General features: G+C 56.7%; 13 protein-coding genes. 7 read left to right on the top strand and 6 right to left on the bottom strand.

Annotation, left to right across the window (positions count from 1 at the left end; genetic code table 11):
• Positions 1 to 1,168, top strand: a 1,168-nt coding sequence (locus ACIREA_RS12110; protein ID WP_397382532.1) for a PQQ-binding-like beta-propeller repeat protein, incomplete at its 5' end; no start/stop codon positions are given.
• 381 nt (positions 1,169 to 1,549) lie between these two features.
• Here the strand turns inward: ACIREA_RS12110 and ACIREA_RS12105 are convergent.
• From ACIREA_RS12105 to ACIREA_RS12080, 6 genes are all read right to left on the bottom strand, one after another.
• Entirely contained in the window at positions 1,550 to 3,274 is a 1,725-nt protein-coding gene (locus ACIREA_RS12105; RefSeq protein ID WP_397382531.1) for a DUF3987 domain-containing protein, read from the bottom strand.
• Positions 3,271 to 4,302: a hypothetical protein gene (locus ACIREA_RS12100; RefSeq protein ID WP_397382530.1), complete on the bottom strand. Its 1,032-nt coding sequence runs from the start codon at positions 4,300 to 4,302 to the stop codon at positions 3,271 to 3,273. Before ACIREA_RS12100 ends, ACIREA_RS12105 begins: the two co-directional genes overlap by 4 nt.
• Before the next feature lie 95 nt (positions 4,303 to 4,397).
• Complete coding sequence (locus ACIREA_RS12095; RefSeq protein WP_397382529.1) at positions 4,398 to 4,952, bottom strand: MarR family transcriptional regulator; 555 nt, start codon at positions 4,950 to 4,952, stop codon at positions 4,398 to 4,400.
• 30 nt (positions 4,953 to 4,982) lie between these two features.
• Entirely contained in the window at positions 4,983 to 5,174 is a 192-nt protein-coding gene (locus tag ACIREA_RS12090; RefSeq protein WP_397382528.1) for a helix-turn-helix domain-containing protein, read from the bottom strand.
• 100 nt (positions 5,175 to 5,274) lie between these two features.
• Entirely contained in the window at positions 5,275 to 6,051 is a 777-nt protein-coding gene (locus tag ACIREA_RS12085; protein WP_397382527.1) for a hypothetical protein, read from the bottom strand.
• A gap of 33 nt (positions 6,052 to 6,084) precedes the next feature.
• Positions 6,085 to 7,461, bottom strand: a complete 1,377-nt coding sequence (locus ACIREA_RS12080; RefSeq protein ID WP_397382526.1) for a tyrosine-type recombinase/integrase — start codon at positions 7,459 to 7,461, stop codon at positions 6,085 to 6,087.
• Positions 7,462 to 7,712: 251 nt separating this feature from the next.
• Between ACIREA_RS12080 and ACIREA_RS12075 the strand changes: the two genes are divergently transcribed.
• The 6 genes from ACIREA_RS12075 to ACIREA_RS12050 all read left to right on the top strand — a co-directional run.
• Positions 7,713 to 8,162: a hypothetical protein gene (locus ACIREA_RS12075; RefSeq protein WP_397382525.1), complete on the top strand. Its 450-nt coding sequence runs from the start codon at positions 7,713 to 7,715 to the stop codon at positions 8,160 to 8,162.
• Between the two features lie 146 nt (positions 8,163 to 8,308).
• The gene (locus ACIREA_RS12070) at positions 8,309 to 9,532 is read left to right on the top strand and encodes a TolC family protein (RefSeq protein WP_397382524.1); all 1,224 of its coding nucleotides are present in this window, start codon (positions 8,309 to 8,311) and stop codon (positions 9,530 to 9,532) included.
• Between the two features lie 29 nt (positions 9,533 to 9,561).
• Positions 9,562 to 10,734 carry an efflux RND transporter periplasmic adaptor subunit gene (locus ACIREA_RS12065; RefSeq protein ID WP_397382523.1) on the top strand — a complete coding sequence of 391 codons (1,173 nt, stop codon included), beginning with the start codon at positions 9,562 to 9,564 and terminating at the stop codon, positions 10,732 to 10,734.
• 2 nt (positions 10,735 to 10,736) lie between these two features.
• Positions 10,737 to 13,925 (top strand): efflux RND transporter permease subunit, encoded by a 3,189-nt coding sequence (locus ACIREA_RS12060; protein ID WP_397382522.1) that lies wholly within the window; start codon positions 10,737 to 10,739, stop codon positions 13,923 to 13,925.
• A 72-nt stretch (positions 13,926 to 13,997) separates the two neighbouring features.
• Positions 13,998 to 14,468: a hypothetical protein gene (locus ACIREA_RS12055; RefSeq protein ID WP_397382521.1), complete on the top strand. Its 471-nt coding sequence runs from the start codon at positions 13,998 to 14,000 to the stop codon at positions 14,466 to 14,468.
• Between the two features lie 60 nt (positions 14,469 to 14,528).
• Positions 14,529 to 14,879 (top strand): hypothetical protein (locus ACIREA_RS12050; protein ID WP_397382520.1); only part of this gene is annotated, 351 nt, incomplete at its 3' end.

The following is a 14,879-nucleotide window of genomic DNA, read 5'->3' as shown; positions in this document are numbered from 1 at the left end:
GCCACAGTTTCATGGTCCGGCGCGCAACAACACAACGTCTGAAACAGGGTGGCGCAAAGAGTGGCCGAATGAGGGCCCGCCAGTGGCGTGGCGCGCGAAGGTGGGCGCGGGCATGGCATCGTTTGCCGTGGTGGACGGGCGTGTCTTCACAATGGGCAATGATGGCGAGAATCAGGACACCCTTTTCTGCCTCGATCTGGCGAGCGGAAAGCCGCTCTGGCGGCATGACTACCCCTGCAAGAGTGCGGCTCATCAAATGCCCATCGTACCCGGTGGTCCGAGCGCCACGCCCTGTGTTGGCGACGGCAGAGTCTTCACCGTCAGCCGCGAAGGGGATGTGTTCTGCCTGGACGCACTCACGGGCAAGATCGTGTGGCAGAAAAACCTTTTGCTCGATTTCCACGGCCAGCGACCTGTCTATGGTTACGCCGGCAGCCCACTGCTCTGGCAGGGAAAGCTTATTCTCGATGTCGGCGGAAACGTTGGATCGACTGTTTGCCTCAACGCGGCCACTGGCGATACGATCTGGGCTCAAGGTGTGGGCGAAGCGGGCTACTCCACACCGGTGGTGGCTTCGCTGAGCGGTCAGGACAGGCTGGTGATGTTCAAGGGGCGGGAACTCGCGGTGCTCGATCTTCAGAAAGGCAGTGCCATCGCCAGCTATGCGACAACGACGAACGACTTCTGCAACTGCGCCACCCCAGTTGTCACTGCCAGCGGCATGATTTTCATCTCGCATACCGGCAACGATGGCTCCACCGGATTGAACTTTGATGGAAGCACGCTGAATGCAGCGTGGAACGTGCGTGACCTCGGTCTGCTGTACAATTCCGGCGTGCCTTGGGGCACCAAAGCACTGATGGTCTTCAACGATTCCAAGCGCGGTGTGAATGACCTGCGCTGTCTCGACCTGACCACCGGGAAGGCCTTGTGGCAATCCGCTGAGGTGGCCAAGGGCATCGCCATCTCCAGCGACGGTCATCTCATCGTGCTGAGCACCACCGGCGAACTGCAACTCTGCCAACCCTCGGACACCGGTATCAAAGTGCTGGCGCGGGCACCGGTGCTCGAAAACAAATGCTGGGTGCTGCCCGTGCTCTCCCGGCACCGCCTGCTGTGTCGCAGCAACACCGGGGATGTGGTGTGTCTTGATCTGCGACAACCGTGATCGATCCCAGCTTGCGCATGCGATGTGTCCGATCTCATACCTGGGCCACTTTATGCACGTGGTCATCATTGACCCAGTGGTATCTGTGCATTCATCTCGGCCATGTCTTTTTTGGTTGTGTGTAACGTGGGGCATAAAATCGGTGTTAATTGCGGTGACTCGGGATGCTCAGAGCATCCGTTGCGACGACGGCATGGGATTTGGCGAGAACGTCGAATTCCTCGTAGCTGTGCTAACCAACAGACATCGGTCGTGAGGTCAGAAGTAACCTCACGCTATCTAGAAGCTGCTGCCGACTGCGGGATAACCGCATGGCGGAGAACTAATTTCCTCGGGGCAATGATACGATGCTCTGAGGTTTCGCAGGTTTCGCAGGTTTTGTCACCGGGGGCCTATTGTAATGAGCTTAACTATCTCAGTGGGTCTCCCACCGTTTGCTGCTTGAAGTTTGATAATTGAGATTTGATCCGGGTGATCCTTTGCGATGGCCTCAATTTCGCCTCTTTCGTAACCGTTTCGTCGGGCAAGGTCGCGCAGCGTGCAAGCCATGCCGGGTTTCACTGCCAGCAAATTAAAGAGTTTAGTGCTGCGCTCAGTTCGTTTTTGTTCCCGTGCGCCACTGAGTATTTCAAGTTGCCGGTCAGCAAACCAATTCATTATGGCGATGGCTGCCCTTGCTATGTCAGCGTTCAATTCGTGATTTATTGCGGCCTCGGCGTATGACCCTGCGTGGAGAACCAGTGCAATCCTCCACGCGTTTTCAGCCCATCGCGCAGCGTATGAATTGACGTCGTTTAGGTCTCCATCATTTCGGCGTTGAACGATCATGTTGTGGTATTCGCGAAACAATTCAGCAGCCTCTGGTGCAGTTTGAATGGTGACGGGAATATCCCTGTGATGAAAGTTCTCGGCCAGTTTAACCACAAGGTTGCGCCACATTTCACTGACAGTTTTTTGGATCGAGTGACGGATCAATGGTTCTTCCTGAGGGCGGGCGCGTGAATTGAAGATCAGACAGCGGGGCATCAGGCCACCTGCGGTGAATGCCTCAGTTCCGGTCAACTGGTCAATTTTGTCTGGTTGAAAAAGCCAGAGCAGCGAAAGGCATGGGCGGTGCAGGAGGACTGGCTCACGATTGACCCGGTCACTAGTCAGTTGGTCCCCGGTATAACCTGCAAGATAAAGGCCCTCATCGGTCATGCTGTTGTATCTACCACAGAGCACGTCAATACATCCTCTGGCTTCACCGTTCATGCTCGCAAGCGCTTCATTTTTGCCGTGTGCCAGTTTAATGGCCAGCGCTTCTTTTGTGGCATCGGAAACAATCATGCGAGGTTCGACCAGCTTATTTTTGACGGCTGCAACAGCTTTATTTAGACGTGCGATCTCTTTAATGAGAGCATCGCGGTCGAGCTGAGCCTTACCACCCTTTGCACTTTTTTGCCGCATTTGGAGCTCTTGCTCCAGGACCAAAAGTTCTGCCGTAAGTGACGGTTTTTGATTGTCGTTCCATAACAACAACAGATCACGTTCGAATTCTTTGAGAGGTTCAACGACGGCGCTGAATGCGCGACTTTTCCCGGTTCCGCTCTCCGCTGCTGCCATGATGAACAAATTGCCACGTAGCGATTCACCACCACCGGTGGCAATCTCCACCCCGGCCCCAAGGGCTGCAGAAACAGTTCCCAGAACGCACGCAGCGCTCAATGAAACGGTTGCAAGTGTTGATCGGCTAACCTCTTCAGCGATTCGACGCATGGCGATTGGCAGGCAGTCCAATGGGAATTCACTCTCGCATTCTTCCTCGGTGTCAAAACCTGCGTTTCCTGCGAAACCATCAGGGTGATCATCAGATGCCTCAGGTTGGAATGCCGGTGGAAAAACCAGTTGAGGGGTTGTCATCGCATTCCCAACACCTGGTTGCGATATGATCGGCGCAAGTGAATAAACAGGTGGCGCCAATGGAGAACCTGGAAACAGCGGCGTTGGATTGGACGGCGGCGGAAAGCCACCATTCCACTGCGACGAAGTAACTCCGCTGCTGGGGTCTGGAGGTGGCGGTGGAAGAGATGTGTTTTTATCTTGATGATGATTGAGCGGGTTCATGGCAAAAGATTCGAAAAGTTGAAATGAGTATTTTGATGCAATGACGTCATGTCGTTGAGGTCCTTGGCCGGGGCGCCATCTGCGCGCAGCAGTCCGTGGAAGGTGAAATAGTCCACGTCACATCCGTGCACCCGCAACTGAGCATGCCATGCCATTGCGCTACGTATTCCGCCTCCATCTGCATCCGCATGCGGATAGATTCGCACACGTTTTCCAGCCAGAAGGCACAGCGCCCCTGGATCAATTCCGCCCGATTTCCCAGCTCCCCTGCCAAGCATGGCAACGGGCACGACGTCGCGCACTCCAAAATGGTGCAGGAAATGAAACGCCGCGAGGTAGTCCGGACCACCTTCCACGAGCATGACCTTTCGAATTTGTGGATAGCGGCGCAACAGCGATGTGCCGAGTGGCCATGCCTTGCTGGAGCCGTACACAGTATGGGCTTTTCGCTGGGACAGTGGTGGTAACGACGGATAGTATTCGCCGTTCAGTCTTCGAGCTTCCGCGATTTTACGTTCCGAGTCGGTCAATATCCATGAAGGTTGCCCGCACACAGATGCGAAGAACAGAACCTGCTGGCTGCATGCCCATGCGATCGCAGCTTCGGAAATTCTGCGCACCGCACTCAATTGCTTCATATTTTCCTCAGTGAACGGCCAGAGCCTCGGCATGGATAGTTCCTGGGGCTTTTGGAGCGCAGGTAGAGAGATCGTCGCGGATCCACTGGTAGGAACCGCTCCAGCAATGTCTGTAAACTTTTTGAAGGCATCACGCTTGTTTAGCGAAAGCCAGCGCTGGACGAATTCCGGACCATCTATGTTGAAGTCACAGGTGAAACATTTTGCGCGGGTGCCATTTCTATAGACGTTGAAGGACGGATTGAGATCACCGTTCCTATGTTCGCGATGCCAAGGACAGCGAACCGATTGACCATCGCGCATCGGGATTGATTCGCGTGGAACTCCTAGCCGTGTCATCAGCTGAGGCAGGCGCAGGGCGCATTTCGCCCCGTACAGGTTAGTTTTCATGGTGCTTTGTTGTTGCACCCCACTGGCTAATCAGGTACTTTACGAGTCTCCGCCAAGAGAGCCGCACTTACCAAAAAACTGGGGGTGCGGTTTTTTTATAGTTCGGATCTGAGATTCCTGTCCGTTGGTGGTTGGTCGGGGTTTGGGGAGAAGTTGCCCGCCTTCTTTCGCGCTTGGCGGGTGGCTGCTTCCTTGGTGTTGGCGTCGACGGAGAAGTGGGTGACATAGCCAGGGAGCTTCTGGATGTTCCCAGCCAGGCAGCTGTGCAGCACGTGCCCGAACCAGCGCCCGCCCTTGCGGCACTCCACGCGCTCGATGTAGCCAGCGTTGATCAGCAGTTGGATTGCCTTGTTGCAGGCGGTGCGGCTCAGTTCGGCAAGCTCGGACACGCGCGCAGGGGTCAGTTGGAACCATGGCTTGTGCGTGCCGAGCTCGTGCATCACATGGTAAGCGTTCTTTCCCAGCGTTTTACGTATGTGAACAAGCCCTTGATTGAACAGCGGGCTGTTGGGGGATGGGAACTCCTGTAGCGTGGGGTTCACCAACTCGCGCTTGCCCACCGGGTTTTTCGGCTTGGCTTTGCGCTTCGGCTCTCTGGGAGCGTCGGGATTGTTGATGACGAGCGGAGGGTTGAATCGGAATGTGGACATGACGAGAACCGGGTAAAAATGTTTGATGGCCTATGCGCGAGCTTGAGTCTCAAAACGTTCGACGTCGGAGAGAGAGAAGCGAACGCCTCGTCCTAGATGGATTGCCTGAATTCGTCCGAGCCGCCGCCACCTTCTTAGAGTGACGGTCGTAACAGACCATCTGGCCGCGAGTTGTGCGGGCGTTAAAAGTTCGGGTGTACACGAGGGGGGTTCTGGTTTCATCGTGCCTGACCCTTTCACGATTTGTCGCCAGAAGTCTCGCTATGAGCGTATCGCCAAAATTTTAATTTTTGGCGATAAAGACTTTTATTGACGTATTTTGTTACTCGATTGGCAAATTTTTCAGCCCCGCTTGCTCGAATTGCTCGCTCCAGTTCACAGGTGAGAGATTCTTCTTGTCGCGTTCTACAATCAATTCTTGATGATGCCTTGTTTCCAATTCATCGCTCAATTCTTTTTTGAATGGGCACCTCTGCAGTTGGTTAGCTAATTCCAAAGCAACATCGATTGCTCTTAGGGTAAGCAGCGATTTTTCTTTTTTACCGTCATCATATTCAAGACTGACATGAAGGGGTTTTTGTGGAGTTTTTCTGCTATTTGAAAGAATTTCCAGTGATGTGGCAAATCTCTTCGTCAAAATCTTCAATGCTTCGGATTCATTGAGACGCGATGATTCATTTTCTCCGTCCATGTTCGAAGAGATGAAGGACTTTTGCATTAGAACTGAGAGTTCTTTGCCAAGAGCTTGTTGAATATTCAAAACCACTTTGCAGCACTGATGCATCATGAAGAGCAAGCCCTCTTTCGATTCGGAGCTCAACGATTCACCGAATTCCTCCATGCAGTCTTCATCGGACATCGCCAAAAGAATATGGCGATTGTATTGAACCAGTCGTTCAAGTGATTCCGGAGAGATTCGAAGGGAAATGTCCAATGCATTGGAAAGATTCAGCTCCCGAGCTTCCGCATTGAATTTCAGCTCATCGTATTTTTTAGACAACTCAGGCTGCATAAAAGCTTTGTATTTCCTCCCGCCAAACTCCTGCACAAAGCGAAATAATCCCGGCACATCCTTTGGCGGTCCGTTCCTGGTGTTCACGATTTTGAGGTGGGGTTGGAATGCTCAGTTCAATTAATCCGAATTGGCAAGCAGTGCCCCCAAGCCGGCTGTTATGCGCTTTTTCTTGTCGGCATAGTAAGCGGCAGTCGTGCTGATCTGCGCGTGCCTGAGCACGCTCTGAGCGGCAAAAATGCCCTGCTCTGACGCGAGGACTGCACCCAGTTCTTTGCGCAACGTATGGAGCTTTTTGGTGTCGCTGATACCATGGCCCTTCAACCACGCGTACAGCGCTTTGAAGTGGCGGGTGCAACGATAATTGGAGCGAGACATGTGCTGCTGCGGTTTTAGGTCCGGCGCTATAACGAATTCTCCCTTGCCCTTGGCTTTCCAGCCTTTCATGAGCCCCAGAAGCTCAGCATCCAAATCCACGGCTCCGAATGACTCCTCGCTCTTGGGTTGAAAAAGCTCCGTTGCCTCGATGCAAATCTGACCGCTGTGAAAATCGACCTGCCGCCACAACAACGTGTCGATCTCACGTTTTCGCAGGCCGCAGAGTAAACCGAGGCAAAAGATCTTAAATGGCTCGCCGCTCAGTTCGACATGGGCCGTCTTTATCAGCGAGTGGGTGTTGATCCGGGAAACGTAACGAGTACCGGTCATTTTGGGTATTTTAAGCCCGGCAAATGGAAGTGGATTGGGCAGGGTGAGCGTGTCGAGCACGTATTTGAGCGCACGCTCTGAAAACAATGCTCTGGCGCTTCGGAGGAGGGATCCAGCCGTGTTGGTGGCTCTTCGAACCGCATCGGGTGCCGTGCCTGCTTTCTCGATGTATGCGAGTTTCCACCGCTGCAGGGCAGCAGCCGTTAAAATATCCAGCGTTTGCGCCTCCACTTTCGCCACCCATGCCACCCGCCCACCACTTTGATGGTCCCGACGCGAAAGATAAACGATCCGTTTTTTGCGGTCGCGCTTGGGTTGTCCATCTTCATCCAGAGCGGGCTGGTCGCCGATGTCGCAGATTTCAGCTGTTATTTGTCGCAAGCTCTGAGAATAAACTGTGAACGTGGATGCACGAAAACCTGCTGTGGCTTTCACCTCCGCGAGGAATTCTCCGACGGTAGCGATATGCGTCGATTTCGCGGCCTTCGGTTTGAATTCCGCCAGCGTCTTTTCCCATCCGTCGGTGAGCAGAGATGAATAAATTTTCTGCGCTGTCCGTGCCGCCGCATCACGATTCGGCGAGCCGAGGTTGAAGGTTTCGCGCCTCCCTGCGCGGGCGATGCGCGCGCACCAATCTCGCGTGAGCGATGTTTCATCCCCGTTTTGATAGCTATTTCGAAACAAGCGGGCGAGCCAATACCGCGAGTCTGTTTTGGGCAATGCCTTCGTCTTCGTTTTCTTGTGACCTGAAACAACCTTGGCCACTTCTTGGCCACTTTTCTTGTCCATCTTTGCTCGCGCGTGATCGCTCAAGTATGCGGTCGATGGCTCTTAATCCTTTGATTCATAATCATTTATATCGTTCACAAGCGAACATTAGCAAACTTAACGAAACCCGCAACAACGAGACTTAGGATCTGGTTGGGAAACTAGTGCAGGTTCGAGTCCTGTCTCCGGCACTTGCGAATGGGAGCTCCGCTGAGGCGCTGGCAAAAAATCACATTGAACAAAGCCGGCCTTGCTCGCATCTTACCTTCGCCATGGTATTCCTTCCCAAGCGCATTCTTGCCTCACTGGCCGTTCTGGTCGTGGGCTGCGCGCAGGTGTTTGGGATGCAGCGCGGATTTGTCTGTGATCATCATGGAACGAGGGTGGAGACAGCTGCGGAGCACTGCCATCACGAAGTGGAGACCGGAAAGACCGGGTTTGTTTCCTGCTCTGAGGACTCGCACGAGGAGGACGGTGACCATGAGGATACGGAGCAGCATGCGCCGCTGACCGTGGATTTGCTGACGGGCACCGCAGGTCTGACGGTGGTTTCCATCCCGGCCTTTGTAGCCGTCTTGGTGGCGGAGATCCCCGTGCATGAGTGGGTGCTGATTGAAGGACTCACGGTGAATGAAATGATGAAGACGCCCCTGGAGACCGGGGGTGAGAGTCCGCCGCCTGCGGCTTTGCAGGTGGCACGCTGCATGGTGATTTTGGTTTGAGAGAGGTGTGCGCCGCCGTCCACGACTGACGGCTGAGGCGCTTCTGCTTTTTCCCCTGGCCCAAGGCATGGCCTGTCCACGCCTGCAAATCTCCAACCATCATGCTTTCCATGTTTCGCTCTTCTCTTTTGTGCACTTTCTTAATGATGGCAGCCGCCGTCACGGCCCCTGCCCTGACGCTTTCGCTTGCTGATATCGGCATGCAGGTGCGCATTTCGCACCCAACTCTCAAAGCCGCGCGGCTCGCGGTGGAGGAGGCGCGGGGCCGTCAGCTCGGCTCTGGCAGGCTTTCGAATCCGACGTTTGGCTACGCTCTTCAAAATCAAAGCAAGGTCAGTCCACAAACGGGGGTGTTTTCCATCGATCAGGCGTTTCCCATCACCCGCAGGCTGAGCCTGGAAAAGAAACTCAGTTCGCAAATAGTGGGAGCGGCGGAGCTGGAGGTGCGGGATGCGGAACGGCGCTTGATCGCGGAGGCACAGAGCCTTGCGGTGCAATTGATGTCGCTCACCCAGCAGCGTATTTTACGAAGGCAGCAAACGGCACTGGCCACGAAGCTTTCTGAGTTTGTGCGCGGGCGTGCAAAAGTGGGGGAGATTTCCGCTCTGGATGCCGCCCAGGCCCAAGTGGATGCGCAGCGACTGCTGCTGGAGACGCGGAAACTGGAGACAACCAGCATCAGCCTGATGGGTCAGCTCAAACCCATGCTGGGTCTGCCGCCTGAGGAGGCATTGAATCTCTCGGGCGAGCTGCCGGAACTGGCCGTTCCAGGCATGGGTGCGGGCTGGATGCAGCGGGCGGACTATCAGCTGGCCCAGACCAAGATCGCAGCAGCCACGACGGACCAGCAACTCGCCAAAGCGCGGCGTTTGCCGGATGTGAAAGCGGGGGTGTTTGCCTCTCGGGAAATGCAGGATGTGACTCCGACTTACCGCCAGTACACAGGCTATTATGGCTTCAGCATTTCCATCCCGCTGCCGTTCTGGAGCCGCAATCAGGGAGAGATCGCCGAGAAGGCCGCGAGTGCGGAGCGTGCCGTGCTGGAACGAGAAGCGCTGGGCAAGCAAATCATCAGCGAAGCCGAAACGGCCCGCCTCGAAATGCAGGCCAATGCCGACCTGGCCCATGAAACGCGGGACAAGCTGCTGCCGCTGGTGATTGAGCAGACAGACAAGCTCGAAAAGGCCTACGAGCAGGGCCAGACCAATCTGCTGACCATCCTGCGTGCGCGTGAGCAACGCCTGCAACTGGAGGCCGCGGCGCTGGATGCCGTGCGTGATTTCCATCTGGCGCGCATCCGCTACGAAGCGGCCACGGGCAAGCATGCGCCTGCGGGTGCAGCCACCTCATCCACTCCAGCAAAACGCTGAACGACCTGCCCCTGCTCTGATTTACCTTTATGATTCGTTCTCTTTACCGACTGATCCTCTGCCTCGCCGTGTCAGGCATGGCGCATGCCGAGGGCGACTCCAAACGCGTGGCTAACACGGTGGTGCTGGATGAAACTGGCGTGAAAAATCTTCGCATCGAAACCGTGGAGGTGGAGGAGACGGACTTCGAGGCCACCATCTTTTCACTGGGCCGCATCGAGGCCATCCCGAGCAAAGTGGCGGCGGTGAGCACGCGTATTTCGGGGCGCATTGTGGAGCTGAAGGTGGCACCGGGCGACACGGTGAAGAAGGATGATGAGGTGGCGAAAATTGAGAGCCGCATGCCCGGTGATCCGCCGCCGGTCATTCCGCTGAAGGCTCCGCTGGCAGGTCTGGTGACGCGGGTGGATGCGCGGCTGGGCGATCCGCTGGACCCGGAAAAGGCGCTGCTGGAAATCACGGACCTGAGTGAGGTGTATGCGGTGGCGCGCGTGCCGGAACATCAGGCCGGACGCATGAAGCCAGGCACGGAGGCGCACATCAAAGTGGCCGCACTGCCCAATGAGAAATTCAAAGGGGAGCTGCTGCGCTTTGGCACGAGTGCTGACAAGGAGAGCGGGACGATCGACGCGATCTTCCGCCTGACGAATCCGGGCGGGCTGCTGCGGGCGGGGATGCGTGCGGAGTTCTCCATTGTGATGAGCAAGCGCAGCGATGTGGTGAGCGTGCCACGCGCGGCCCTGCAGGGGGAATCGAGCAACCGCTTTGTCTATGTGAAGGACTTTGACCTGCCGAATGCTTTTATCAAAACGCAGGTGCAGGTGGGCGAGATCAACGACCGCTTTGTGGAGATCACCAACGGCCTGCTGCCTGCGGACGAGGTGGTGACGCGCGGTGCTTATTCCCTGTCCTTTGCCGGAGCCAGCAGCGTCTCGCTCAAGGAGGCGCTGGATGCGGCGCATGGCCATGAGCATGCGGAGGACGGCTCCGAGCTGACGCCAGAAAAGAAGGCCGCGATGGAGGGGAAAAAAGGCGGTGCGGCGCATGACCATGAGCATGAAGAGGAAGGCTCCAGCCCGATGTGGATGTATGCTTCCATCGTACTTTTTGTGCTGCTGCTGATCTCGCTCTTTTCCAAAAAGCGCGAACTTGCCGATGAGGATGCCCCTGCTGCGAAACCCACTGAGAAGGAGGCGCAGTAGCCATGCTGAACAAGCTGATTCATTGGTCGCTCGCGAATCGAGCAGTCATCATTGGAATGTCTCTCGTCCTTATGGTGATGGGTGTGCGCACGGCCACGGAGCTGCCGGTGGAGGTGCTGCCGGATTTGACGAAGCCGACGGTGATCATCCTCACAGAGTCGCCAGGGCTCGCACCGGAAGAGGTGGAGATGCGTGTGACGCAGCCAATGGAGAGCGCGCTGATGGGTGTGGCGGGGCTCACACGGCTGAGGTCGAATTCGGATGTGTCGCTCTCGCTCGTGTATGCGGAGTTCGGCTGGGACACGGACATCTACAAGGCGCGCATGCTGGTGCAGGAGCGGCTGCAAAGTGTGCGCGGCCAGCTGCCGCCGGGCGTACAGCCGTTCATGACGCCAGTGGCTTCGCTGATGGGTGAGATCCTGCTGGTCGGCGTGCGATCAACGACCAAGGAGGGCGAGCCAGGCCACATTCCGCCGCGTGAGGTGCGATCTCTGGCAGACTGGACGATCAAGCGCCGCCTGCAGAGCATCTCCGGCATTGCTGAAATCTTGAACATGGGCGGCGGCATCAAGCAGATCGAGATTCAGCCCGACCCCTACAAGATGCAAGCCAACGGCATCAGCTACGATGAGCTGGAGCGTGCTGCTGCCGAGGCAGCCAACACGACGACGGGCGGCTTTCTCAATACAGGACCGACGGAAATCATGGTGCGCAATCTAGCGATGACGGTGGAGCTCAACGACATCGCGCGGACGATCATCAAGAAGATCAACGACCGGCCGATCTCCATCGGTGATGTGGCGAATGTGGTCTGGGGCATCGAGCCGATGCGTGGTGATGCCACGGTGAGCCAGGCTCCGGAGAAGTCGCCGACGTATGGCGTCATCATGTCCATCACAAAGGCGCCAGGCTTTGACACGCGCAAGCTGACGGAGCAGATCAAGCAGGCGCTGGATGAACTGCAGGCCACATTTCCGAAAGGCGTGGAGACCACGCTGCTGTTTCAGCAGAAGGATTTCATTGATCATGCCATCGGCAATCTGACCGAGGCCATCCGTGACGGGGCCATCATGGTGACGCTGGTGCTGTTTTTGTTTCTGCTGAACTTCCGCACCACCTTCATCACGCTGATGGCCATGCCGCTGTCCTTTGGGATCACGCTGCTGATCTTCAAATGGTTCGGCATCAGCGTGAACTCCATGACGCTCGGCGGACTTGCCGTCGCCATCGGCATGGTGGTGGATGATGCGATTGTGGATGTGGAGAACGTGTTCCGCCGGCTGCGGGAAAATGCGGCGCTGACGAAGCCGCATCCGAAACTGCAGGTGATCGCCAAAGCCTCGGGCGAGGTGCGGAACTCCATCTTTTACGCCACCATTCTCATCATCCTTGTCTTCCTGCCGCTGCTCGGACTGACGGGCGTGGAGGGGAAGCTGTTCGCGCCGATTGCCATCGCCACGATCATTTCGATGATCGCCTCGTTCATCGTTTCACTCACGGCCATTCCGGTGCTGTGCTCGCTGCTGCTGAACCCGGCCGCAGGGCATGCGCACAAGGACGGCTTCATCACCCGCAGCATGAAGCGGCTGCTGGAGCACACGCTGCTGCGCTTTGCCCTCAATCAACCGCTCATTGTCCTCACGCTGGCGGTGGTGCTGCTGATTGGCTCGTTCTCGCTGTATCCGCAGATGAACAAGGACTTCCTGCCGAAATTCCAGGAGGAGACGGCGCTGGTCGCTGCGACGACTGCGCCGGGCACTTCGCTGGAGGAGATGAACAAAATCTCCGACGTGATCGAGCAGCAGATCCTCACCGTGCCGGAAGTGCGCAAGGTGGGCCGCCGCCTGGGGCGTGCGGAGCGTGGCGACCACGTGGTGCCCGTGTCCACGGCGGAGTTCGATGTGGATTTTCGCGAGATCGAAGGCGAGCACGCAGGGAAGGGGCGCACTCGCAAAGAGATCCTGGATGACATCTCGAAGAAGATCAAAACGGTGCCGGGCGTCTTTGCCATCGTGGGTGGGCCGCTGGCTGACCGCATCGGCCACATGATGAGCGGCGTCTCCGCCCCTGTGGCGGTGAAGATCTTCGGGCCTGATCTCGACAAGCTGCGGCAGATTGGCATCGAGATTCAAAGCATCGCCAAATCCATCCCGGGGTTTCAAGACTGCAAGCTCGACCAGACCTCCTCCATCCCGCAGCTCCGCATTGAGGCGGACCGTGATCGCGCGAAGGCGTATGGCATCGCGCCGGGCAAACTGAATGACCAGCTCTCCAGCCTCATTGGTGGCAAGGCGGTGGCTGAGCTGCGCGAAGGCCAGCGGCGTGTGAATCTGGTGATGCGGCTGCCGGTTGAGTGGCGTGATTCACCGGACAAGATTGCCGAGCTGCCCATCGAGATGCAAGACGAGGGCGATGGGCGGCACTTGCAGCGTATTCCTTTGTCACTGGTGGCCGATGTGCGTGAGGCGAAGGGGCCGAACGTCATCTTTCGTGAGAACAGCCAGCGGCGTTTCGCGCTGGCCATCAAACCCACGGTGCGGGATGTGTCGAACCTCGTCGTGAGGTTGCGTGATGAAGTCACGGCGAAGATAAAACTGCCTGAAGGCTACTTCATCACCTTTGAGGGCGAGTTCCAGGCGCAGCAGGAGGCCACGCAGCGCATCGCGCTGTTTTCAGCCATCGTGTTCGTGGCGATCTTCCTGATGCTCTACGGGTACTTTCGCAGTGCCTCGCTGGCGTTGCAGGTATTGGTCAACATCCCGCTGGCGCTCATGGGCGGGCTGGCCTTCACGTATTTCAAGCTGAACAACATCAGCATCGCCACGCTGGTGGGCTTCATCGCCGTGGGCGGGGTGGCGGCGCGCAATGGCATCATGATGATCAGCCATTACCTGCACCTCATGCAGCATGAGGGCGAGGAATTCACGCGCAAGATGATCATACGCGGCACGCTGGAACGACTAGTGCCGGTGCTGATGACGGCACTGTCTGCGGGCATCGGCCTCATACCGCTGGTGCTGGCGGCGGATCAGCCGGGCAAAGAGATTCTGCATCCTGTGGCTGTCGTGATCGTGGGCGGTCTCATCTCCTCCACTTTTCTCGATATGGCGATCACGCCTGCGATGTTCTGGCTGCTTGGCCGCAAAGCCGCCGCGAGAGCCATCGAGAACGAAGCCTCTGCATCTCACTGAATTTCCAATGCGGCCTGGCATCCAAGCCTGAGCTGCCAAGATAAAACCAAACCAAACAAGAAGACTGACACCATGAAAAAACTGCTCACCACCACCCTGCTGACCCTCGCGCTGGCCTTCACCGCCAGCGCTGCCGACAAAGACAAACACGAACATGCAACCAAGGCTGGTCCTACTGGCGGAAGGCTCATCACGGAAGTGGAACCCCACGTCGAGTTCTTCGTGAACAAGGACAAGAAGATCGAAATCCGCTTCATCAACGACGACAACAAAGTTGTGGCTCCTGGAGAACAAGTCATCAGCGTCACGCTGGGTGAACGCTCGGCACCGACGAAGCTGAGCTTTGCGAAAGATGGCGACAAGCTGATCTCCGACAAGGCCATCCCTGAAGGCAATGACCTCCCCACCGTGGTGCAGATCCGCGCGAAGGAAGGTGCCAAGGCGGTGAATGAGAAGTTCAATCTCAACCTGGAGCAATGCCCCACGTGCAAGAACAAGGAATATGCCTGCACCTGCGCGCATGGCGATGAAGTGAAGAAGTAGCATGACGCGAATCACAGTCACGGCATGGACATGCCGCGCCCTATTGATATGATCATCTGCATGAAAAAGACTTTGATTCACCTCACCATGCTGCTCGCGCTTTGCGGCAGTCTGCATGCGCACGGGCGCTTCATCTTCAGCCCAAGTGGTGGTCGCATCCTGGCGATTGATTCCATAAGCACGCCGAATGCGGAATTCAACGTCAGCGCGGATCGTCGCTTTGAAATCACCTTTCTGGACAAGGATCGCAAGCCCATCGCGATTGGTGAGCGGAAGCTCGTGGTGACTGCGGGGGATCGCAGTGCGGCAAAGAAACTCAGCGTGGAAGCCAAAGGCGAAACACTCGTGACGGAGACCGCGCCTGCAGGGGAGGATTACTACGTGATCATGCAGTTGCGCGAACCTGGAGCG

Origin of the sequence: Prosthecobacter sp. (assembly GCF_044373815.1) — a bacterium.
In the GTDB taxonomy this organism is placed as follows: Bacteria; Verrucomicrobiota; Verrucomicrobiia; order Verrucomicrobiales; family Verrucomicrobiaceae; genus Prosthecobacter.
The sequence above is the reverse complement of the archived record's forward strand: the minus strand, read 5'-3'. Positions and strand labels throughout refer to the sequence as shown.